This is a genomic window from Gemmatimonas sp. (assembly GCF_027531815.1).
In the GTDB taxonomy this organism is placed as follows: domain Bacteria; phylum Gemmatimonadota; class Gemmatimonadetes; order Gemmatimonadales; family Gemmatimonadaceae; genus Gemmatimonas.
This window is the reverse complement of the sequence record NZ_JAPZSK010000002.1, coordinates 431,021-451,821: the sequence shown is the minus strand read 5'-3', so window position 1 is coordinate 451,821 and position 20,801 is coordinate 431,021. Positions and strand designations below refer to the sequence as shown.

General features: G+C 69.0%; 20 protein-coding genes. 6 read left to right on the top strand and 14 right to left on the bottom strand.

The window, feature by feature from the left end; all coding sequences use genetic code 11:
* Window positions 1–4: 4 nt before the first annotated feature.
* Window positions 5–865 carry a hypothetical protein gene (locus tag O9271_RS03065; RefSeq protein WP_298266095.1) on the bottom strand — a complete coding sequence of 287 codons (861 nt, stop codon included), beginning with the start codon at window positions 863–865 and terminating at the stop codon, window positions 5–7.
* A 203-nt stretch (window positions 866–1,068) separates the two neighbouring features.
* Between O9271_RS03065 and O9271_RS03060 the strand changes: the two genes are divergently transcribed.
* Window positions 1,069–2,523 (top strand): tetratricopeptide repeat protein, encoded by a 1,455-nt coding sequence (locus O9271_RS03060; protein ID WP_298266093.1) that lies wholly within the window; start codon window positions 1,069–1,071, stop codon window positions 2,521–2,523.
* Between the two features lie 29 nt (window positions 2,524–2,552).
* Here O9271_RS03060 and infA read toward each other — a convergent pair whose 3' ends face one another.
* Entirely contained in the window at window positions 2,553–2,774 is a 222-nt protein-coding gene (gene infA, locus O9271_RS03055) for a translation initiation factor IF-1 (protein WP_291263830.1), read from the bottom strand.
* Between the two features lie 108 nt (window positions 2,775–2,882).
* Between infA and O9271_RS03050 the strand changes: the two genes are divergently transcribed.
* Window positions 2,883–3,842, top strand: coding sequence for an NAD-dependent epimerase/dehydratase family protein (locus O9271_RS03050; RefSeq protein WP_298266090.1), 960 nt, complete (start codon window positions 2,883–2,885; stop codon window positions 3,840–3,842).
* Entirely contained in the window at window positions 3,839–4,237 is a 399-nt protein-coding gene (locus O9271_RS03045; protein ID WP_298266088.1) for a hypothetical protein, read from the top strand. Before O9271_RS03050 ends, O9271_RS03045 begins: the two co-directional genes overlap by 4 nt.
* A gap of 25 nt (window positions 4,238–4,262) precedes the next feature.
* Here the strand turns inward: O9271_RS03045 and apaG are convergent, their stop codons facing one another.
* The 7 genes from apaG to O9271_RS03010 all read right to left on the bottom strand — a co-directional run bounded on the left by apaG (window position 4,263) and on the right by O9271_RS03010 (window position 12,330).
* On the bottom strand, window positions 4,263–4,673 hold the full coding sequence (apaG, locus tag O9271_RS03040) for a Co2+/Mg2+ efflux protein ApaG (protein WP_298266086.1): 411 nt from the start codon (window positions 4,671–4,673) through the stop codon (window positions 4,263–4,265).
* Window positions 4,670–6,346 (bottom strand): family 10 glycosylhydrolase, encoded by a 1,677-nt coding sequence (locus tag O9271_RS03035; RefSeq protein ID WP_298266084.1) that lies wholly within the window; start codon window positions 6,344–6,346, stop codon window positions 4,670–4,672. Before O9271_RS03035 ends, apaG begins: the two co-directional genes overlap by 4 nt.
* Window positions 6,343–7,551, bottom strand: coding sequence for an aminotransferase class I/II-fold pyridoxal phosphate-dependent enzyme (locus O9271_RS03030; RefSeq protein WP_298266082.1), 1,209 nt, complete (start codon window positions 7,549–7,551; stop codon window positions 6,343–6,345). The genes O9271_RS03035 and O9271_RS03030 overlap by 4 nt, the downstream gene beginning before the upstream one ends.
* Window positions 7,551–8,744: a homogentisate 1,2-dioxygenase gene (locus O9271_RS03025; protein WP_298266079.1), complete on the bottom strand. Its 1,194-nt coding sequence runs from the start codon at window positions 8,742–8,744 to the stop codon at window positions 7,551–7,553. Before O9271_RS03025 ends, O9271_RS03030 begins: the two co-directional genes overlap by 1 nt.
* A 15-nt stretch (window positions 8,745–8,759) precedes the next feature.
* Complete coding sequence (gene hppD, locus O9271_RS03020) at window positions 8,760–9,884, bottom strand: 4-hydroxyphenylpyruvate dioxygenase (RefSeq protein WP_298266077.1); 1,125 nt, start codon at window positions 9,882–9,884, stop codon at window positions 8,760–8,762.
* A gap of 192 nt (window positions 9,885–10,076) precedes the next feature.
* Window positions 10,077–10,250: a hypothetical protein gene (locus O9271_RS03015; protein WP_298266075.1), complete on the bottom strand. Its 174-nt coding sequence runs from the start codon at window positions 10,248–10,250 to the stop codon at window positions 10,077–10,079.
* Between the two features lie 43 nt (window positions 10,251–10,293).
* The gene (locus O9271_RS03010; RefSeq protein WP_298266073.1) at window positions 10,294–12,330 is read right to left on the bottom strand and encodes an acetoacetate--CoA ligase; all 2,037 of its coding nucleotides are present in this window, start codon (window positions 12,328–12,330) and stop codon (window positions 10,294–10,296) included.
* 127 nt (window positions 12,331–12,457) lie between these two features.
* Between O9271_RS03010 and O9271_RS03005 the strand changes: the two genes are divergently transcribed.
* Window positions 12,458–13,255, top strand: coding sequence for a LysM peptidoglycan-binding domain-containing protein (locus O9271_RS03005; RefSeq protein WP_298266071.1), 798 nt, complete (start codon window positions 12,458–12,460; stop codon window positions 13,253–13,255).
* 3 nt (window positions 13,256–13,258) lie between these two features.
* Here the strand turns inward: O9271_RS03005 and O9271_RS03000 are convergent, their stop codons facing one another.
* From O9271_RS03000 to O9271_RS02980, 5 genes are all read right to left on the bottom strand, one after another.
* Entirely contained in the window at window positions 13,259–14,245 is a 987-nt protein-coding gene (locus tag O9271_RS03000) for a deoxyhypusine synthase family protein (protein WP_298266069.1), read from the bottom strand.
* Window positions 14,246–14,321: 76 nt separating this feature from the next.
* Window positions 14,322–16,148: a hypothetical protein gene (locus O9271_RS02995; RefSeq protein ID WP_298266067.1), complete on the bottom strand. Its 1,827-nt coding sequence runs from the start codon at window positions 16,146–16,148 to the stop codon at window positions 14,322–14,324.
* A 27-nt stretch (window positions 16,149–16,175) separates the two neighbouring features.
* Window positions 16,176–16,463: a hypothetical protein gene (locus O9271_RS02990; protein ID WP_298266065.1), complete on the bottom strand. Its 288-nt coding sequence runs from the start codon at window positions 16,461–16,463 to the stop codon at window positions 16,176–16,178.
* 102 nt (window positions 16,464–16,565) lie between these two features.
* The gene (locus O9271_RS02985) at window positions 16,566–17,534 is read right to left on the bottom strand and encodes an alpha/beta hydrolase (protein ID WP_298266284.1); all 969 of its coding nucleotides are present in this window, start codon (window positions 17,532–17,534) and stop codon (window positions 16,566–16,568) included.
* Between the two features lie 39 nt (window positions 17,535–17,573).
* Window positions 17,574–18,443: a LytTR family DNA-binding domain-containing protein gene (locus tag O9271_RS02980; protein WP_298266063.1), complete on the bottom strand. Its 870-nt coding sequence runs from the start codon at window positions 18,441–18,443 to the stop codon at window positions 17,574–17,576.
* Between the two features lie 357 nt (window positions 18,444–18,800).
* Here O9271_RS02980 and O9271_RS02975 point away from each other — a divergent pair, with 357 nt between their 5' ends.
* A complete protein-coding gene (locus O9271_RS02975) occupies window positions 18,801–19,946 on the top strand; it encodes a histidine kinase (RefSeq protein ID WP_298266061.1) in 1,146 nt (381 codons plus the stop codon).
* Window positions 19,947–20,045: 99 nt separating this feature from the next.
* Complete coding sequence (locus O9271_RS02970) at window positions 20,046–20,798, top strand: SIMPL domain-containing protein (protein WP_298266059.1); 753 nt, start codon at window positions 20,046–20,048, stop codon at window positions 20,796–20,798.
* Window positions 20,799–20,801 lie beyond the last annotated feature (3 nt).

Below are 20,801 nucleotides of genomic sequence, written 5' to 3'. Positions count from 1 at the left end.
CCGCTCAGCGCGCCTCCACGAGGCCGTAGGCGTGAGGCGCGCCCTCCTTGACCGCCACCCAGACGCGTGAGCCGATCATCCCCTGCAGAGATGCCGGGAGGGGCACGCGCTTGAGGGTGCCGCCGTCGGTGAGACGCAGGGTCCGCGCGTCCACCACGACGCCGTCGAAGGCCGGCACACCGTCGGAGGCGCGCACCACGTAGTCGGCAACGACGAAATCGCGCGGGGTGACGCGCACGCCGCGCACCATGATCTCGCTCCCCGCGAGCTTGCTGATGCCCGTGGTGGCCATGCCGCTCAGCGCCACCACGGTGGTGCCGGCGCGCAGGACGATGCTGCGCGTGGCCCCTTCTCCCCGCCAGACGAGCAGCCCGCGCACGCTGTCGCCACGCGCCCGGTCGGCGCCGGTTGCCCCGCCGGTCAGGCGCGCCGCGAAGGCGCGCGCCATGGAGTCACCGCGCGCCTGTGCACGCCGCGACATGGTGCCGCCGGGGGAGCTGGCTTCCTCCACCGCGCGGCGCGCCGCGCGTGCCTTGACCGAGTCGGGGACCATGGCAAGGGAATCCGCCGCCGTGTCGCCCATCCGGCGAGCACGCTCGGCGCGCGACGCGGCGCGCATGGAGTCGAGCACGAGCGGGGCACGATCGGCCTCCCGGAGAATTTCGCCGCCGCGGAAGGCCAGCGTGTCGAGCCCTTCCACATCGCCGGAGACACTGACCTCACCGGAACCGCACGCCCCGAGGGCGATGACCGCGCACGGTACCATCCATGCGAGTCGGCCAACTGTTGTGCCCGCGAGCAAACGGGCGGCGACGGCTGGCACGCCCGTGGCGACCTCCCCCTTACGCTTCATGATGGACCTCATGCGGTGGAAGCTACGAAGGGTGACCATACCGTCAACGCGGCGATTCGCCATATTTGTGATTGGCGCTCGTGAACTGGTCGCGGCTACGACCCTACCGCCGCGCCCCCAGTCCACCCTGTGATCCACCCTGCACAACCGTCACACTCCCGGCCCATTCGCATTCCCGGGGGTGACGTCGATCGTCACGGAGCGTCAACCAACGTATGGCAGACTTCCCATCCGATCGCACGGCGGCGCGCGCTGAGCGCGACGCGTGGCGGCACGACAACGACCGCGGGCTGAGGCTCGCGCAGGACGGCGACTGGGCGGAGGCCACCGAGGCCTTCGCCAGCGCCGCCGATTGTCTGGGGCGCAGTCTGCCCGATGGTCGTGCCCTCACCGGTGAGTCGCACCACGAACCGCTGGCGCTGGTGCTTGGCAACCTCGCCCAGGCGTGCTTCCGTTTGGGGCACCTGGACGAGGCGCTGCGCCACGCGCAGCGCGCGTGCGCCTTGCGTGTGGCCATTACCGGAGAAGATGGCATGCCGGTGGCGCGCGCGCGCATGGATCTTGCTGTCATGCTGGCCAGCAGTGGGCGCCTCGACGAAGCCACCGCACTCATCCAACGGGCCATCGCCGGCATCGAGCACCGGGTGGGTGAAGAGGATGCGCGTCTGGCGCCGGTGCTTGAGAACGCGGCCCGCATTGCTCTGGCGTCGGGGCGACCTGCCAACGCCGAGCCGCTGCTGCTGCGCCTGCACGCGCTGCTGGACGCGCACGATCGTTCGACCGCCAGTGCCGACCTGCTGTTGGCGCAGGTCGCGGAGGTGCGCGCGTATCAGCGGGCGGCCGTGGCCGCACCGGTGATGGCGCCGGCAGCGGTGCCCGCCGCGGTTTCGATGACAACGCCCGTGTCGGCGGCGTACGTGGATGGGTTCGACGATGCCTCCACCCAGGTGTACGCGCACGCGAGCATCACCGATCTCGCGGACTGGGAAGACCAGCCGCTGCGCGATGCGGTGGCCGTGACGGACCACCTGCTGCGCACGACGCCAACCGGGGTGCCAATCGTTCCGCCTACGGTGCTGCTCGATTCGCCCGATCTCGCCGTGAACGACGATACGGTCGCCGAGGCCGAGGCGTTGCTCGACACCTTGGACCTGACCGACGTGCTCCCCGCGGCCGACGCCGAGCCCGCGCCGGCCCCGGCGCCAACCACCGCGCCGGCGCTGCTGCCAGACAACGGCCTGCTGCTCGACTTGGCCGTGGAGCACGGTATGGCCAATGACGAGGCCGTCCTGGTGCAACGGGCACCCATCTCGCTGCCGGTTCCCGGCATGTTCGAGCCGGCGCTAGCACGGGCACCGGAAGTGGCCGTAGCACCTCAACTGGGGGTCGTGAGCGCCGGCTCCACCCGCGGGATCGCCCCCATCGACAACATGGTGGCCACCGCGCCACCGATGCCGGAAACCAGCGCCGCCGCAGCCGTTCCCACGGCGCCGGCGCGTCCCACGCCTGTGCCAACGGGCGGGCAGCGACCGGTTCGGCGCAGCTCGGAGTCACGCGTGGTGCTGCCTGCGCCCACCGAGAGCAAGGGCAAGAGCCAGGGCGTACTCATTGCCCTGGGTGCGGCCATTGTGGCCGCCGGCGGCGTGGCCGCGTTCTTCCTGCTGCGCTGACGAAACGTCCGCGGACGCGCCGGTGCGCGTCAGTTCTTGTGGCGGAAGGTGATGCGGCCGCGCGTGAGATCGTAGGGGGACACCTCGACCGTGACGCGATCACCGGCCAACACGCGAATCCGGTTCCGACGCATATTTCCGGCGAGCGTCGTCAGTACTTCATGGCCGCTCGGCACCGTCACCCGAAACGTGGCATTCGGCAATAACTCGGTGACGGTCCCCTCGAGTTCAATCGCGTCCTGCTTCCCCATGTATGCGTCGATCCTGTCCCCTTTGGTGGGACCGGCCCGGGAGTCGTGCCGGCCATGACGGAGAAAAAGATATGATTTTCCCTGCGCGAGGCCAGCGGAGGCTCTCCGGTGGGGCATGATGCCGGGGGCGACGTCCTGCTCGTTGGCCCGGGGTGGTTGGGAGCGCCGGCGGCGGTCGCGCTGGCCGCGGCCTCGCCCACGCGGCGCGTCTTCACGGCGTCGCGATCCGACCGGCAGGCACCGGTTGGCTGCCAGGCCCTGACCGCGGACGTAACCCGCGGCATGGCGGACCCCGCCTTCGCCCGCGCGGTGACCGCGCCGCTCTCGGCGGTCGTCGTGTGTGTAGCACCGTCACGTGCGCGTGGGGACAGCTATGCCGTGTATCCGGCCGCCGCACGCGGTGCCGCCGCGATCGCCGAAGCGCTGGGCGCCGAGGCGCTGGTCTACATCTCGAGCACCGGCGTGTACGATCGTCACGACGGGAGTGCCGTGGATGAGCGCACGCTGATTGCGCCAGCCAGCGAGCGGGTGCGGGCGCTGTTCGATGCGGAGCTCACCGTTCTTGCGGCCGCTGCGGCGGGCTGTCGGGCAACCGTCCTGCGCGCGGCGGGGCTCTACGGACCGGGGCGGGATCCCGGCCCCCGCTTCGCCGCCGGATCCGTTGAGCCGGAGAGCTGGTGCAACTTCTCCTGGCGCGACGATGTCATTGCGGCCATGCGGCACGTCCTCACACTCCCCGCAACCCACGGCGGCACGATCTACAACTGCACCGACAACACGCCGGTGCAGGCCGGGGCCATCACCCACGCCCTCACCGGCCTCCCGGCGGGCGCGGCGGAGACGCTGGTGGACGACGGGACCGTGCGCGCCGGGCGCAGCAACCAGCGCATCAGCAGCGCCGCCCTGCTGGCCACCGGTTGGCGCCCCACCATGCCCACCGTGTTCGATGGCCTGCGGGCACTGGGACACCCCCTTCCGGGCCACCCCCTTCCGGGCCACCCGCTTCCGGGACACCCCCTTCCGGGCCACCCGCTTCCGGGACACCCGCTTCCGGGACACCCGACGTGAGCGCGCAGCCGTACGGCCCCAATACCGCCGGCGTACGCCGCTTTCTCGTGCAGCTGGCGGGGCTGGGGAAAGACGACCGCCGACTGGTGGTGGAGCGCTACACCCAGGTAAGCGCTACCCACACGTGGCGCGCCGCGGAGCAGCACCTGGCCACCGCGATCGAGCGCAGTGGACGCGAACCGCAGCGGGATGCGCTGACCGGCCCGCTGCTGCAGCTGGTGCGCCCCGTCAACGCGCCGGCGCCGGCCACCGAAGACGAGGCGCTGGCCCTGCTGGATCCGGTGGCGGAGCCAGCGCTGGCAGCCCTGCTGGCACTCATGGTCGAGGAGCTGTTGCCACCCGATGCGGTGGAGACGCTCCGTGCCCCGTTCGCCGGCGTGATCGCGCGCAGCTAGCGCCGCGCGCGCGCCGACGTGCACGTCACGAGACGGTGTCGGCGCGCGGTTCTGCGTCGAGGGTGAAGCGGGGGATCACGGCGGTGAAGCCGGAGCCGTCGTCGCGCACGAAGCGGTAACTGCCTTCCATCCAGCCGTTCGGCGCCTTGAGCACGCAGAAGGAGCGGTACTCGTGCACCTGACCGGGAAGCAGATGGGGCTGCTCGCCCACCACGCCTTCGCCCTCCACCTCCGAATCGCCCGCGGCGTCATCGTGGATGAGCCAGCGGCGGGTGCGCAACTGCGCCGCCTGTTCCCCCACGTTTTCGATGCGGATGTGGTAGGCGAAGACGAATTGGCCAAGCAGCGGGTTGGAACGCTCCTTGAGATACGACGGGCGCACCGTGATGCGGATGCCCGCGGTCAGGCGATAGTAGAACGGGACGCGCTCGCTCATTGGAACCGTCCAGTGGGCGCAGTGGTGGGTCGAGTCACGATGGGCAGCGACACCGGCGTGCTTTCGGTGCCGACCCGGTTGAGCGCCGAAACCGTGACTTTCGTGGCTACCACCCCGTTGGGGATGGGCCACTGGGTCGTCGTTCCGGGCAGTATCATGGTAATCCATGCCGTGTCCGTGCGCAGGCGCACCACCCATTGCCACGGCGCCGTGCGCCCCTGCGGCGTGAAGCGCAGCGTGGTGGCGCCGGCCTCTCGCGCGAGCCGGAGGGCTGGCGTGGGCGGTGGCGGTGCCTTGAGCCACGGCGTGGCCGGGGGCAGCGCCACCGTGGCGTACGGCCCCACCAGCAGGGTGTCGTTCATGCCGGCCTGATTCTTGAGGAACGACGTCATGCTGAAGTGCACGTTCCCCGACGCCCCCGGCTGCAGCCGGGTGAGCCGAATCTGCTCCACGAGATCGCTCACCGGAAACGCGGCGGCGCCCGGCAGCCCCGCTCGCGAGGAGTAGTTGCCCGGCCAGAGATGTCGCTGCATGATGTTCTCCGTGGCCCACCAGTCGAGCAGCACCGGATAGGCCTGCCCCACCTTGGTGGTGGGCCAGTACAGCTGTGGCGTGAAGTAGTCCACCCACCCTTCGCGCAACCACTTCCGCGCGTCGGCATAGATCTTCTGGTAGGCATCGAAGCCGCGCACCGACGCCGGATACCCGGGACGCCAGATGCCGAAGGGGCTGATGCCGAATCGCACGTGCGGCTTGGCACGGTGAATGGCCGCGTCGAGCTCCCGCACGAGCGTATTCACGTTCTCGCGTCGCCAGTCGTCGCGCGACAGCGCGCCACCACGGGCACGATACTTCTTCCAGCTCGCCGCGTCGGGGAACGGGAGGGGCCGACCACGCCGGTCGTTCTCCGGGTAGGGGTAGAAGTAGTCGTCGAGATGCACCCCATCCACGTCGTAGCGCTTCACCACATCCACGATGACGCGCACCGTACGCGCCCGCACGGCGGCCTCCCCGGGATCCATCCACCAGTAGCTGCCGTACTTCTTCACGAGCGACGGGTTCGTGCGGCGAATGTGCGAGGCCGCGGCAGCGGACCGCCCACGCACGAAGCCGGCGCGATAGGGATTGAACCACGCGTGCAGCTCCATGCCGCGGGCATGGGCTTCCTTGATCGCGAAGGCGAGCGGATCCCACGCCGGAGAGGGCGCCTGCCCCTGCCCCCCCGTGAGAAACTCCGACCACGGCTCGATGGACGACTTGTACAGCGCGTCTGCCGCGGGGCGTACCTGAAAGATCACGGCATTGAGCCGCAGGGCTTCCGCGCGATCGAAGAGCGTGCGCAGCTCCGCCTGCTGCTCCGCCACCGACAGCGTGCGCGCCGAGGGCCAATCCATGTTCCCCACCGTGGCCACCCAAACGCCGCGGAACTCCCGCAGCAACGGTGGGGCGTCGGCGCTGGCCAGGGGGCTGGGGGCAGCCTTGGCAGCCGGCGGGGAGGCCACGGGCCGCGGCTTCGTCTCGGGGCGCGGTGCCACCGGCGGCGCCGCCGGGGTGGCAGCGACACTGTCAGGGCGCGGTACCGCCGGCGTGAGTGCGGTGCGGCAGGAGACGCTTCCCAGCAACAGCAGCGACGCCCCCCCGTAAGCGCCCGCGCGCCACGACCGGGCGCTCATGACGTCTGCGCGCCCAGCGATCGTGGCTCTTCGGCACGCATTGCCGCCAGCACCACACCAGCGCGACGTGCCGCCTCGGCAATGCGGGGACCGTTCTGGATGAACGAGATGCGGAAGAACCCTTCGCCACCAGCACCGAAGCCGGAGCCGGGCATGGCAATGACTCCCTGCTCTTCCCGCAGCCGGTCGCAGAAGGCGGCGCTCGCGATGCCCTCGGGGAGCGGAATCCACAGGTACATCGTGGCACACGGCGTCTCGCAGGAGAAGCCGTTGGCCCGGAACGCCGCCACGGCGGCATCGCGCCGCTGGGCAAAGACGGCGCGATTGCGCGGTACGAACTCGCTCCAGCTCTCGATGGCCGCGACACCGGCCGCCTGGATACCGAGATACTGACCGGTATCGGTGAACGACTTCACCTTGGTGAGCGCGCCGGCAATCTCCGGCTTGGCCACCGCCCAGGCGCAGCGCCATCCGGTCATGTTGTACGTCTTCGACAACGAGTGGAATTCGATGGCCACGTCACGGGCGCCATCGATCTCGAAGATGCTGGGCGGCACGTAGCCGTCGAAGCCCATCTCCGAGTAGGCGTTGTCGTACACCAGCAGGATGTCGCGTTCCCGGCACAGCCGCACCACGTGCTCGAGGTAGGCGCGTGGGGCAATGGCCGCCGTGGGATTGTTGGGATAGTTGAGATACAGCACCCGCGTGCGGGCCAGCACGTCGGCCGGGATTTCGTCCAGATCCACCAGGAATTCGGTGCGCGGCCGCAGCGCATACACATACGGGGTGGCATCGCTCATGAGCGTGCCGCCCAGGTAGGCCTGATACGCCGGGTCCGGGATGATGGCCACATCGCCCGCACCGAGATACGCGAAGGCGATGTGCGCCAAGCCCTCCTTGCTGCCGAGCAGGGGCACGATCTCGGTCATGGGATCGACTGGCTGCCCGAAGCGCGTCTGCATCCACGCGCTGATCGCCTCGCGAAAGGGCACATGCCCGAGGCCGAAGCCGTAGCGCTGCATGGCCGGCACCTCGGCGGCCGCCTGCAGCGCGGAGACGGCGCCAGCGGGGGGAGGGAGATCGGCGTCGCCGGCGCCCAGGTCGATGACATCCACTCCCGCCGCGACGAGCGCCTTCTTGCGCGCCGGGATGTGCGCCAGCGGATAGACCGGGAAGGCCGAAAACCGCGAGGAGAGGCGTGGCATCAGGAGGTGGGTGGACTGAACTGCGCGTGCTGGGCGTCGATCCAGCTCTGATGGTATCGCGGATCCTCGATCGACAGCGCCGACTTGGCCACCTTGAGCGGCCGGAAGCTGTCCATCATCACCGCGAGCTCGTTCGTGTACTTGGCCCCGATGCTCGCCTCCGCACGCCCCGGATGCGGCCCGTGCGGCAGCCCATCGGGGTGATGCGTGATGGAGCCGTACTCGATGCCCTTGCGGCTCATGAATTCGCTCGACGCGTAGAAGAGCACTTCGTCGGAGTCCACGTTGCTGTGGTTGTACGGCGCCGGCACCGCCTCCGGATCGAAGTCGTAGGGGCGGGGGCAGAAGCTGCAGATCACGAAACCGTCGCCCTGAAACGTCTGATGCACCGGCGGCGGCTGATGGATGCGCCCCACGATGGGCTCGAAATCGTGAATGTTGAAGATCCACGGATAGAAGTAGCCATCCCACCCCACCACATCGAACGGGTGGTGATCGAGCACCAGTTCGTTGAGCGCGTCGTACTGCTTCACCACGATCGGGAACGCGCCCTTCTCGTCGCGCGGCTCCAGCAGCATTGGGCGACGGATGTCGCGCTCGCTGAACGGCGCGCCTTCGAGCAACTGCCCGAAGTCGTTGCGATACCGCTTGGGGAACCGGATGTGCCCACGGCTCTCCATGACGAGGAACTTGCTGGGCCCCTCGCCGGGGTCGAGACGCCAGCGATGGGTGATGTTGCGGTGAATCACCACATAGTCGCCGGGGCGATACGGCAGGTCGCCAAACACCGACTCGAGCACCCCGTGCCCTTCCACCACGTACACCACCTCATCGGCCTGCGAATTGCGATAGAAGTGGCTGTCGGTGACATCGGGCTCGACGTACAGCATGCCGATGTCGCTGTTGAAGAGCAGCGGCAGGCGATCGAGGGTGGGCGAGCCGCCGCGCGCGATGCGCGACGTGAGGAAGTGGCGATGCCGCAACGACGTGTCGGTGTCTTCTTCCCAACGCAGGTCACGCAGCTTGCGCGCCGACAGGACCGTGGTGGGCGGATGGGTATGGTACAGCAGCGACGACGTGCCGACGAACCCCTCGTGTCCCATGAGTTCTTCGGCATAGAGGCCGCCGTCGGGACGCCGGAACACGATGTGGCGCTTGCGCGGGATGGACCCGAGCTGATGGTAGATGGGCATGATCGGCTCGGAGGGTCAGAGATTGCCGCGCAGTTCCTGCTCGCGCTCGATGCTCTCGAACAGCGCCTTGAAGTTGCCCTTGCCGAAGCTCGTGGCCCCCTTGCGCTGAATGATCTCGAAAAAGAGGGTGGGCCGATCTTCGACCGGCTTGGTGAAGATCTGCAGCAGATAGCCATCGGGGTCCCGATCGACGAGGATGCCGAGGCGGGCCAACTCCTCCACCGGCTCATCGATGCGCCCCACACGCGCCTGCAGCTCGTCGTAATACGACGTGGGGATCGACAGGAACTCCACCCCGCGATCGCGCAAAGCGGTGACGGTGGCGAGGATGTCGTCGGTGGCCAGCGCCAGATGCTGCGCGCCGGGCCCGCCGTAGAAGTCGAGATATTCCTCGATCTGCGACTTCTTCTTCCCCGAGGCGGGCTCGTTGATGGGGAACTTGATCTTGTCGTTGCCGTTGGCCATCACCTTGGACATGAGCGACGAGTACTCGGTACTGATGTCGCTGTCGTCGAAGGTGATGAGATTGCGGAAGCCGAGCACGTTGGCGTAGTACGTCACCCAGTGGTTCATGCGCCCCAGCTCCACGTTGCCGACGCAATGGTCGACAAACTTGAGCCCCACGCTGGCCGGCTGGTAATGCGGCGTGACCGGACGGAAGCCGGGGAGGAAGACGCCCGCATAGTGGCGCCGCTCGACCAGCGAGTGGATGGTGTCGCCATAGGTCCCGATGGCCGCGATGACCACCGTCCCGTGTTCGTCCTGCATCTCGGTTGGCGGCTGCACGGGGATCGCGCCACGGGCGAGCGCCGTCTCGTAGGCGAGCCGGGCGTCATCCACCCAGAGCGCGTAGTCCCTGACCCCGTCTCCGTGCCGGTGGACGTGCGCGGCGATGGGCGATTCGGGGGACAGCGCCGTGGTGAGGACGAGGCGGATCTTCCCCTGCTGCATCACGTAGCTGGCGCGGTCGCGCACGCCGGTTTCGGGGCCGCGATACGCCACCAGGGAATAGCCGAAGGCGGCGCGGTAATAGTGGCTCGCCTGCTTGGCGTTCCCGACGTAGAACTCGACGTAGTCGGTGCCGTTGATGGGGAAGGCGTCCTGTTCGGCGCCCGTTTCGGGAAGCGTGAGCGTGGCCATGCGTGTACCTGCAGAGTGAAGGGCGATGAGGAAGACAACGCGAAGCGGCGTGCGCCCGACCGGGGCGTCACGCGGCGTACACCAACCTCTCGACTCTCAGATGTGAGAACGGGGCAGCGCGCCGATCCACGCGCGCTGCCGCTGGTCCTCTGCCGGCGGGCTCAGAAACATGAAGGTAAGCTAAGGGTCGGCCTACGGCTTCGCGATGATGCGATCCGCAATCTTCTCGTACAGCGCGGCGCTCAGGATGTTCTGCTGCACCAGCCCGGCCGTGCAGGTGTACGGCCGGGTGGGTGCGGATCGGGCCGCCGAAGCAGCCTGAGCGGCCGCGCGCGACGGTGGCAGGGCCAGCACCTGGGTCACCATGACGCCCCAGCGGGCGGTCGCCCACGCAGCACGCGGTTCATGATCAGCGGGGGGGCAAGGGAAGACGCAGGGCGGGAAGATCCCGAAACAACTCGAGGGCAGCAGGGTTGGCGAGGGCATCCACGTTCTTCACGGGGCGCCCATGGATGACCTCGCGCACCGCCAGCTCCGTAATCTTGCCGCTGATCGTGCGCGGCAGGTCGCCAATGGCCACGATCACCCTGGGGACGTGATGGGGGCTGGCGTGCTCGCGGATGCGGTGGCGGATCTGCTGCTGCAGCGTCTCCGTGAGGTCGTGCCCCTCACGCAGCCGCACGAAGAGCACCACCCGGGAGTCGCCGTCGCCGATCGTCTGCTCCACGACCAGCGACTCCACCACCTCGGGGATCTGTTCGACCTGCCGGTAGATTTCGGCCGTGCCAATGCGGACCCCGCCCGGATTGAGCGTGGCATCGCTGCGGCCATGAATCACGAGCCCGTCGTGCGGCGTGATCTCCGCCCAATCGCCATGGCGCCACACGCCGGGAATCTGTTCGAAGTAGGCGGCGCGATAGAGCGCCCCGTCGGGATCGTTCCAGAAGGCCACGGGCATGCTGGGGAACGGCTTCGTGCACACCAGTTCCCCCGGCACCCCGCGCACGGGAGCCCCCTGCTCATCGAACACCTCCACCGCCATGCCCAACCCGCGCATCTGCAGTTCGCCGCGATGCACCGGCCCCGTGGGATCTCCCAGGGCGAAGCAGCTGACGATATCGGTCCCCCCGCTGATGCTCGACAGCCGAACCCCCGAGCCCACCGCGCGCGCGACATAGTCGTAGCTGTGCGAGGCCAGCGGACTGCCGGTGCTGAGCACCACCTTGAGTGCCCGCAAATCAGCACACTCCCGCGGAACGACCCCCTCCTTCTCGCACATGGCCAGATACTTCGCACTCGTGCCGAATACGGTCACGCGCTCCGCCGCCGCCATGCGCCAGAGAATGGTGGGGTCCGGCGCCAGCGGCGCGCCATCGTACAGCACCACCGTGGCGCCGAGGGCCAGCCCTGACACCAGCCAGTTCCACATCATCCACCCGCAGGTGGTGAAGTAGAAGAGCACATCACCGGCCCGCAGATCGGTGTGCAGCGCCAGCTCTTTCCAATGCTGCAGCAACGTGCCGCCGGCCCCGTGCACCATGCACTTCGGCAGTCCGGTCGTTCCGCTCGAGTAGAGGATGTAGAGCGGGTGATCGAACGGGAGGCGCTCGAAGCGCGGCGTGCGATCGTGGTCGTGGGCCGCCAGCACCTCGGGGAAATGCACGGCACCGGGCACCGTGTCGAGCGAGGGCGCCATACGCAGATATGGCACCACCCACACCGCCACCAACGACGGGATGGCCGCCGCGATTTCGCGCAGCCGGGGGAGACAGTCGATCTCCTTGCCGGCGTACCGGTAGCCGTCGGCCGCCACGAGTACGGTGGGGGCGATCTGGCCAAAGCGGTCGAGCACGCCCTTGGTGCCGAAATCGGGGGAGCAGCTGGACCATGTGGCGCCAATGGCTGCGGCCGCGAGCATGACGATCACCGTTTCCGGCAGGTTGGGCATCCACCCGGCCACACGGTGACCGGGGCCGACCCCCAGGGCGCGCAGCGCGGCGGCGCACTGCGCCACCTGTGCGGCCAGCTCGGCATACGTGATGCGGCGCTGTGCTCCCTGTTCGTTCCACGCGACCAGCGCCACCCCATCGTCGCGGCGGCGCAGCAGCTGTTCGGCGAAGTTGAGGCGCGTGCCGGTAAACCACTGCGGCCCGATATGGCCCTGTGGTCCGGCATGCGGCGGCTGCATGACCTCCCCCTGCTCGAGGACGGCACGCCAGGGGGCGTGGGCCGCCCCCGGTCCATCGGCCACGATCTCGGCGGCCTGCCAGACGGCCGCCCAGAACTCGGCGAGGTGCTCCACCGACCAGCGTTGCAGTGCGTGCGCGTCGTGCACGTGCGCGGGGACGACACCGCGCGCCACGAGCCCCTCACGAAAGCGCGTGAGTTGCGCGGCCGCGACATCGGCGGCAGCGGGACGCCAGAGTGGCAGATCGTCAGCAGGCACGGAGCACCGGAATGTGCCGGAGAAAGGGTCGGGTCAGCCTTGCGCCGGGAAACGGCGCGCACCGCACGAATGCTCGCTACGGCGCACGCGGTACGCCAGCGTTGGTTACCTGCCTACACTTCACCGCATGACCACCCCGCGCACCACCAAGGAATGGCTGACTGCCGGCACGCCACCGGAACGCCGCCAGCGTTCGCTGTGGGTGCGGGGGATCGTGGCCCTGACCTCCACGACGGCACTGGTCGGCACGGTGACACTGGTGGCAGCGGCCGCCATCGTGCCCCCCATTGGCGCGCGGCGCCTGGCGCGGGATGCCGCCCTGGGGGAGGTCGAGTCGGCCATGGCTCCCGGCGAACGCATCGTGGCGCAGGCGTTCGCGTCGCAGCGCCGGTGGACCGACATGTGGCGCGAATCGTTCGGCGTCGTGGTGGCCACCGACCGGCGGCTGCTGTATGTGGGTGCGCCCCCCACACCGCTGCTGCGGCCGCGCGACGACGGGCCGCTCGCGCTGCTGGTGGAGAGCTATCCGTACGACGCGGCATTCACTCTGGAGCCGCGCACCATCTTTCGCGGGCGCGGGCGCGGGCTCGTCCTGCGCACCCCCGGTACCAGCGTGGACTTCATCGTGGATGACGCCTCATGGCCCGAGGCGGAGCGGGTGGCGCAGGCCAGTGCGCGCGCGCGCGGCGTGGCCACGCGGGAGCAGCAGGAATCGGCAGGGACCACACGCAGCGCGCCGCGCCCCGCGGACGAGTACGTGCCGCACATCGTGCGACGCGGCGAAACGCTGACCGGGCTCGCCCGGCGCTACCGCACCTCGCCGGACGTCCTGCGCCAGCTCAACCGGCTGGGGCAGGACGACATCAAGGTGGGGCAGCGCCTGCGGGTGCCCAAACCGGCACCGGGCGATACGATTGCCCGCTAGCCGTTACTGGCCGAGGACGATGGCAAAGACGAGCGGCGCCACGATGCTGGCGTCGGACTCGATGATGTACTTGGGCGTGTCGATGGCCAGCTTGCCCCACGTGATCTTCTCGTTCGGCACCGCGCCCGAGTAGGAGCCGTACGACGTGGTGGAGTCGCTGATCTGGCAGAAGTAGCCCCACAGTGGCACCTCGGTGCGCTGCAGGTCCTGGTGCAGCATCGGTACCACGCAGATGGGAAAGTCGCCGGCTATGCCGCCACCGATCTGGAAGAAGCCGATCGTCGACTCCTTCGTCATCGCCGTGTAGAGGTCGGCAAGGTACATCATGTACTCGATGCCACTGCGCACGGTGTGGACATTCTTGATGTCCCCTTCCATGCAGTGACCCGCATAGATGTTGCCGTTGGTGCTGTCTTCCCACCCCGGCACGATGATGGGGATCTGCTTCTCGGCCGCCGCGACCATCCAGGAGTCCTTCGGGTCGATCTGGTAGAACTCCTTGAGCTTCCCGCTGTTGAGGATGCGGTACATGAACTCGTGCGGGAAGTAGCGCTCGCCCGCCCGGTCAGCCGCCTGCCACTCCTCGAGCACGGCCTTCTCAATGCGCCGAATGGCCTCGGCCTCCGGGATGCACGTGTCCGTCACGCGATTGAAATGCTGATCGAGCAGTTTCTGCTCGTCTTCGGGCGTAAGGTCGCGGTAATTGGGAACACGGGCGTAGTGATCATGCGCCACGAGGTTGTAGATGTCTTCCTCGAGGTTCGCCCCCGTGCACGTGATCATGTGCACCTTGTCCTGCCGGATCATCTCGGCCAGCGAGATGCCCAACTCCGCCGTGCTCATGGCGCCGGCCAGCGTGACCATCATCTTGCCGCCCTGGTCGAGGTGGCGAATGTACCCATCGGCTGCGTCGATGAGTGCCGCGGCGTTGAAGTGCCGATAGTGGTGACGCAGAAACGCCGTCACCGGCGCGGAAGTGGACTGGGCCATGGGAGAGTCGGGTTCTGACGGGGCACGTGGCGCCCACACCGGCAGCGGTGCCAATGCGACGCCGGCGGCAATCTAATCAGTCCTGCGTGGGGGGCGGCGACGGTCTGCGTAACAGGAGCCACATGGCCACGGCCCCCAGCACGGCAGCAATCGAGGCGGCACCGTTCATTGCGGCGCCCAGCGCGCCCGCTCCCATCACGATGGCCGGCAGCGCCGCGCTGCGTGAGCCATCGGCCGGCACGTCCTGCACCGCCGCGCGCGCGCGCGCCTCACCCCAGCCGGTACCGTCCACTGCACGCGGCGGACCCGCACCCACCGATATCTCCCACCCCGTCGGTGTGGTGCGCGCGCCGCCATGCGGCACGCACGCATCGAGACCGTGCAGCGGGAGCCGGACCGAGTTGCCCAGCGGCTCCTGCGCGCGTTCCAGGGCCCGGGTCACGGCAGATTCCGCCAGCAGTGACAGCCCGAGACGCACGGGAACGAGCGGCCCCTGCTCCGCCTCGTCGGTGGCCACGCCGTCCACGCCCGCCGAGGTGCGAGAGCGGATTGCGGCGGTGCCGGCGGCAGGCGTCTCTCCTGCCCGGTCGTCGCTGGCAGCGGTGCGCGGTGCGATCGGATCCGGGTCGCCGGCAGCGCCCGCCACCAGGACCGCGAGCAGCGCACGCACGGCCGGGGGCACCGTGGCACCGTGACGCCGCAGGAGGCGCTCCGCCTCGATCACCGCCGTGTGGGGCGACGCCACGGGCGGCGACACGCGAGACGATACCGCGACGCTGGCCATGCTCCGCCCCCGCCGCAATACCGGTACCAGTTGCCGTACCAGCGTCTGCAGCGGCGCCGGACTGTCAGGCGTGATCGGCCGTGCCTCGCTCGCGAAGGGGCGGGGCACACCGTGGTGCCGCGGCTCGTCGATTGCTCCTGTCAGCGCGAGCAACAGTTGACGACTCGCGTGCGCCTCGGACGGCGTGCAGGCGCTGGCGAGTGCTCCGCCTGCCGAGCAGGCCCGGAGCAGTGCGCGCAGATGATGCTGCAACGCGGGGGGGTCCTCATGACGGAGCCGGGCTCCCAGACGCGCGAAGGCGGTCGTCACCATGTCGCCATCCGGGGCGCCGTCGCCGGCCACGACGGGGTCGCCCACGGCCTCGGCGCGTTCTGCCGCGACCGGTCGCGCGTCATCGGTGATGAGGGTCGCCGCCCGAGCCATGCTGCGATCGCGGTCCCGGTTGGCCGTACGCACTGCCGTGCGCGCCCACGCCAGCGCCGGGTGCTCCGGCACGTCGGCAGCGAGGGCGGAAAGCAGGGCCGCCGCGTCGTCGGCGTGGCCCTGTCGGGCCAGCAGCAGCGCCTGCTGCGCCAGCAGAACCGGGTCGGCGGGGGTACGCTCGAGCGCCGCGTGCAGCGCCGCCCGCGCCCCCGAGAGGTCGCCAACCATGGCGCGTGCCACCGATTGCAGCAGGCGCAACGCCCGGGAATCGGGCTGCGATTCCAACCCCTGTCCGGCAACGCGTTCGCCTTCGAGCGGATGCCCAAGCACGGTGAGCGCGCCGGATCGCAGGTACCAGCCCTCCTCGCTGTCGGCGGCCCCCGCCCAGATGGTATCGAGTACGGCGAGCGCCCCCTCCGGCTGCCGCTGGAGCAACTGGCGGCGTGCGCTCTCCAGCCCCATTTCCATGGCCACCGGGGCCACCGTATCCCGCGTCTCCACGGCATCGCCAATGGCGAGCAGCGTGTCGAGCGGCACCCCGCTTCGCCCCAAGGGCGAGGTGCTGGGGGAGAGCGCCGTTCCGGTGCGTTGAACCGGCACCACGGCGCGCGACGGCGCCGCCGGCCGCACAGCGGTGGACGGCGGAATCGGGACGCCGCTAGCGGCGCCGCCCGTTCCGGCGACTTCAGGGGACATGCGTGTTATATCGGTCGCTGCCGCCGACTAGACGAGCGCCTCGACCAACGCATCCTCATCATCCACCCGCACGTAGCGCCCCACGCCGTCCAGCCAGCGGTAGGCTCCGCCCGTGGAGTCCAGCGCCAGCCGTCGCCTGGTCTCGCTGTGTTCATACAGGCGCAGTTCGCCGACATCCACGGGCCCGGGCACGAAGCCGATGAACCAGAAGGCGCCCGTGGCGTCGATGGCGACCACGCCGAACACGCTCGCCAACACGCGCTGCAGCGGGTACCAGTCGGGTTGGCGATACGGGGGGAAAATGTCGTCGGACATGGGCATGGGCTTTCCGCTGGACGCCCTGCGTGTCCCCTCGTCACGGATCGTCACGCCAGCGGTCACGGTCGTTCGAACGACCATGCTGCCGGGATCACACCGTTACGCCGAGGACCTGCCCGCCGTGTGACGCGCAATGAAGTCCCGCGTGCGCGTCAGCGATTCGCGGGCTTCCGGAAGCACCGCCGCGAAGAACTGCCATACATGAGGCACACGGGGCCAGAGGGCGCATTCCACACGCACACCGGCTTCGCGCGCGCGCTCCGCCACCCGCACGGCATCATCGCGCAGCACTTCGTCGGCGCTGGCGTGCACCAGCAACGGGGGGAACCCGCGATAGTCGCCGTACAGCGGCGAGACCGTGGGGGCGCTCGGGTCGCCGTTGCCCACATAAAACCCGGCCGCCCGCCGGATCGTTTCGCCGGCGAACATGGCACACCGCTCGCTGTTCTCGTAGAGCGACGCGCCGGTCGCCGCCATGTCCGTCCAGGGACAGAAGGTGACCACGGCCGCCGGGAGCGGCTCACCCGCGTCACGCAGGGCCAACACGAGGGCCAGGGCGAGCCCCCCACCGGCCGAGTCCCCAGCCACCACCAGTTGCTCGGGCGCCACCCGCTGATCGCGCAGCAGGAACCGGTAGGCCGACAGCGCGTCCTCGAGTGCAGCGGGATGCGGATGTTCGGGGGCCAGACGATACTGTGGCACCCACGCCTCGCCGCCCGTACGCCGCACCAGCGACCCGACGAGAGACCGATGGGTCTCGGGGGAGCAGGCGATATAGCCGCCGCCGTGCAGGTACAACAGCGTGGGAGCACCGGGGGAGGCCGCAGGCCAGACCAGGTGTTCCCCGCCTGGCCACCCCCTGGTCGCCGGTCGCACTGCGAAGCGCGCCCCGGTGGATCGCGCCATGAGCCGGCGGGGTCCGCGGGGTTTGCCCATGTTGGCGCGCACCCACAGCGGATCGATGGGGCGCAGCGCATGCGGGCGCATGCGCGCCGCCACCAGCCAGTGCACGAGGTGCGCCTGCCAGCTCGGGCGGCTGGCGGCCAGCAACGGCCGCATGGATTCCATCACGGAATCACCGACGCCGGACGCGCATGTGCACGGTGCCTAGACGCCGACCTGCTTTTCCACCCGGTCGCGATAATGGCGACTGAGGCGCAACCGCGTCCCATCCTCGAGAATCACGACGTAGTCTCCCGAGAACCACTGCTGCATCTCGCGCACCCGGTTGAGGTTCACGATGGTGGAGCGGTGGATGCGGGCGAAGAGTCGCGGATCGAGCGTTTCCTCGAGATGCGAGATGCGCTCCCGGATGGTGTGCGCCGTCTTCCCCACATGTAGGCGGACGTAGTTGCGATCGGCCTCGATCCAGTCGATTTCGGTGGTCTTCACGAAGAACATGCGGCCGTCCTGCTTGACCAGAATACGGCTGGCGTAACTGCCACTCGGCGCGGCGGCTGCCGCCGCCGTCGGCGCTGCCGCCATCGCGGTGCTGTTGCCGCCCGCGTCCGGGGCCAAACCGGCGAGGGCCGCGGCCCCGTCGCGCGTTTCGCCAGCACCGTCGGCAAGACGACGCACCGTTTCGAGCAGCTCACCCAGCCGTTCGGCCGCCACGGCGTTCGCGCGCTGCTTGCGTGCCTTGTCGAAGGCCGCGCGGAAGCGATCGCCATCGACCGGCTTGAGCACGTAATCCACGGCGTGCACATCGAACGCGCGCTGCGCGTGCTCATCGTACGCGGTGACAAACAGGACCATGGGAACCGGGCCACCATCGATCTCCTGCAGCACGCCGAAGCCGTCGAGCCCGGGCATCTGCACATCGAGGCACACCAGATCCGGACGCAGTTCGCGAATCATGGTGACCGCCTCGAGCCCCGACTCGGCCTCGCCCACGATTTCCACGTCGGATTCATTCTGCAGCAGGCGGCGTACGCGCTGGCGGGCCAGCGTCTCGTCATCCACAATGAGGACTCGCACTCGTACCTTCTCCCCTCCCGTTGACGAACCGAAGCGCACCGGGCCATCACGTCGGGAGGTGCGACGTGACGGTTACGCTTCGACGATCATACCGCCTGAGACCAATGTCGCGATCGCCAGCGGATACCCAGACCGGTGACAAACACCAGATTGCGGAGTGTGGTTGCCTGGGTCGTGGCCCACGCTGTCTCGAACGGTTGCACCGAAGCCCGAAGGAGGGAAGTGCCGCCGCACCGTGACACGCTGTCCGCTGCGCCCCAGTACCCCGCTCCCGCTCCAGAGTTCGCCTGAGCACCAGCGCGGTATACCGCCGGGTCGCATTCGTCCTGTCATCCCCATACGCGTCTTGTCTCATCCATGACCAACTCGTCACTTCCGCTCACGATTGCCGACGAGGGCGCACGGCTGCGGCGGCTCACCCGCGTGCTGTTTGCCAGCATCTGGGTGGTGCCCTCCTCACTCGCCGCGTTGCAACTCACCGTGGTGGGCGACACCTCCGGCGTCCACTACGGGATCGGCACGGCGCTGCTCTGGCAGGGCTCGGCCTGGATGCTGTGGGGGCTCTGGTCGCAGCTGATTCTCACCCTCGTTGATCGCGTGCAACTCGACACGGCCCGCGTTCTGCCGTGGCTGGCCCTGCACGCCGGCTTCACCGTGATGATCAGTGCGGCCAACGTGCTGGCCATTGCCTGGCTCGATCACGTGTTCGGCGCTGTCGGGCAGGTCACGACCTATGCGTTCGCCCTGCGCGTGGTGATCGTCAATCATCTGGATATCCAAGTCGTGCTCTACTGGGCCGTGCTTGGGGCCGCGTACATGGTCGAGTTCGTGCGGCGGTATCGTGAGCGTGATCGCGCGGCGGCGGAGCTCGAACAGAAGCTCGCGCGCACGCAGCTGGAAGCGCTGCGCATGCAGCTCAATCCGCATTTCCTCTTCAACGCGCTCAACTCGGTGGCCGAGCTGATGGAGATGAACGTGAAAGAGGCGCAACGCACCCTCATTCGCGTCAGCGATCTGCTGCGGCTGTCGCTGCGGTCGGCAGGGCAGTCGCTCATCCCCGTCTGGCAGGAGATCGAGCTGGTGGAGCTCTACCTGCAGATCGCCCGCGTTCGCTACGGCAGCGGGCTGGACGTGGACATCGACGTGGACCCCAACGCCGTCGATCTCCTGGTGCCGAGCTTCCTGCTGCAGCCGATCGTGGAGAACGCCCTCAAGCACGGCTTGGCGCCGGGGCACCCCGATCAGTCGATCGCCGTGCGTCTCGTGCGCGTGGGTGGCAGTCTCGAGATCGTCGTGGAGGACAACGGCAAGGGGCTCGATGGACTCCTCACCACGAGCGGGCGTTTTCTCGCGGCGGTGCCATCGGTGGACGGGTTGGGCATTGGGCTCACCAACACGCGCTCACGGCTCGCCATGCTCTATGGCGACCGCTACGCCTTCCGCATGAGCAACCAGTCCACCGGCGGGTGCCGCGTGGACATCCGCTTGCCCGCGCAGAGCTGAGCGTGTGCACAACGCGTGGGACATGGCCCCCTTGCCCCCCGACGGGTTTACACGGAAAATGACGTGCTCCGCCGTTCTCCACCTCTTCAGACAGTGCCCATGACCACGGTTGCTCGGCCGGCTCTTTCCACGCCCCTGTTGCTCGGCGCCCTCGTGCTGGCCGTGGGGGTGGCCGGCGCTGGCGCGTTGATTGGCACCGGCTTCGCCCGCATGCGCACCGCCGATCGCACCGTCGCGGTGAAGGGCGTCGCCGAGCGCGAAGCCAAGGCCGACCTCGCCATCTGGCCGCTGCGCCTGGTGGCCACCGACGATGACCTCGGGCGCGCCAACGCCGCTCTCGAGCGCAACGTGCAGCAGGTGCGCGGGTTCCTGCGTGAAAGCGGGCTCGACTCCGCCGCCTCCGAGATCACGGTGCAGGAGTTCCGGGTGGAAGACGCCCGGACGGTGGGCGGCTACGCCAACACCGCCCGCTACATCATTCGCCAGACGCTCGTGGTGCGCTCCGCCGACGTGGACAAGGTGCAGGCCGCCAGCCAGCGTGTCCCCGAGCTGGTCCGCAACGGGGTGGTGCTGTCGAGCGGTCAGGAGTACGGCGGCGGTGGCCCCACCTTCGTCTTCACTGGCCTCAATGCGCTCAAGCCGGCCATGATTGCCGAAGCCACCGCCCGGGCGCGCGAAGGCGCCGAGCAGTTTGCGCGCGACGCGAACAGCACCCTCTCCGGTATCCGCACGGCCAGCCAGGGCGTCTTCGAGATCCTGCCGCGCGACCAGGCGGCGGGAATCACGGAAGAGAGCCAGGTGCGCAAGCGCGTGCGGGTCGTGACCACCGTGGTGTACGGGCTCGACGACTGAGGC

What these genes read in the sequence shown, in the direction of transcription:
- O9271_RS03065 (WP_298266095.1), bottom strand. Translation starts at nt 865, where the DNA reads ATGAGGTCCATCATGAAGCGTAAGGGGGAGGTCGCCACGGGCGTGCCA.
- O9271_RS03060 (WP_298266093.1), top strand. Translation starts at nt 1,069, where the DNA reads ATGGCAGACTTCCCATCCGATCGCACGGCGGCGCGCGCTGAGCGCGAC.
- infA (WP_291263830.1), bottom strand. Translation starts at nt 2,774, where the DNA reads ATGGGGAAGCAGGACGCGATTGAACTCGAGGGGACCGTCACCGAGTTA.
- apaG (WP_298266086.1), bottom strand. Translation starts at nt 4,673, where the DNA reads ATGAGCGAGCGCGTCCCGTTCTACTATCGCCTGACCGCGGGCATCCGC.
- O9271_RS03035 (WP_298266084.1), bottom strand. Translation starts at nt 6,346, where the DNA reads ATGAGCGCCCGGTCGTGGCGCGCGGGCGCTTACGGGGGGGCGTCGCTG.
- O9271_RS03030 (WP_298266082.1), bottom strand. Translation starts at nt 7,551, where the DNA reads ATGCCACGCCTCTCCTCGCGGTTTTCGGCCTTCCCGGTCTATCCGCTG.
- O9271_RS03025 (WP_298266079.1), bottom strand. Translation starts at nt 8,744, where the DNA reads ATGCCCATCTACCATCAGCTCGGGTCCATCCCGCGCAAGCGCCACATC.
- hppD (WP_298266077.1), bottom strand. Translation starts at nt 9,884, where the DNA reads ATGGCCACGCTCACGCTTCCCGAAACGGGCGCCGAACAGGACGCCTTC.
- O9271_RS03015 (WP_298266075.1), bottom strand. Translation starts at nt 10,250, where the DNA reads ATGGTGACCCAGGTGCTGGCCCTGCCACCGTCGCGCGCGGCCGCTCAG.
- O9271_RS03005 (WP_298266071.1), top strand. Translation starts at nt 12,458, where the DNA reads ATGACCACCCCGCGCACCACCAAGGAATGGCTGACTGCCGGCACGCCA.
- O9271_RS03000 (WP_298266069.1), bottom strand. Translation starts at nt 14,245, where the DNA reads ATGGCCCAGTCCACTTCCGCGCCGGTGACGGCGTTTCTGCGTCACCAC.
- O9271_RS02995 (WP_298266067.1), bottom strand. Translation starts at nt 16,148, where the DNA reads ATGTCCCCTGAAGTCGCCGGAACGGGCGGCGCCGCTAGCGGCGTCCCG.
- O9271_RS02990 (WP_298266065.1), bottom strand. Translation starts at nt 16,463, where the DNA reads ATGTCCGACGACATTTTCCCCCCGTATCGCCAACCCGACTGGTACCCG.
- O9271_RS02985 (WP_298266284.1), bottom strand. Translation starts at nt 17,534, where the DNA reads ATGGAATCCATGCGGCCGTTGCTGGCCGCCAGCCGCCCGAGCTGGCAG.
- O9271_RS02975 (WP_298266061.1), top strand. Translation starts at nt 18,801, where the DNA reads ATGACCAACTCGTCACTTCCGCTCACGATTGCCGACGAGGGCGCACGG.
- O9271_RS02970 (WP_298266059.1), top strand. Translation starts at nt 20,046, where the DNA reads ATGACCACGGTTGCTCGGCCGGCTCTTTCCACGCCCCTGTTGCTCGGC.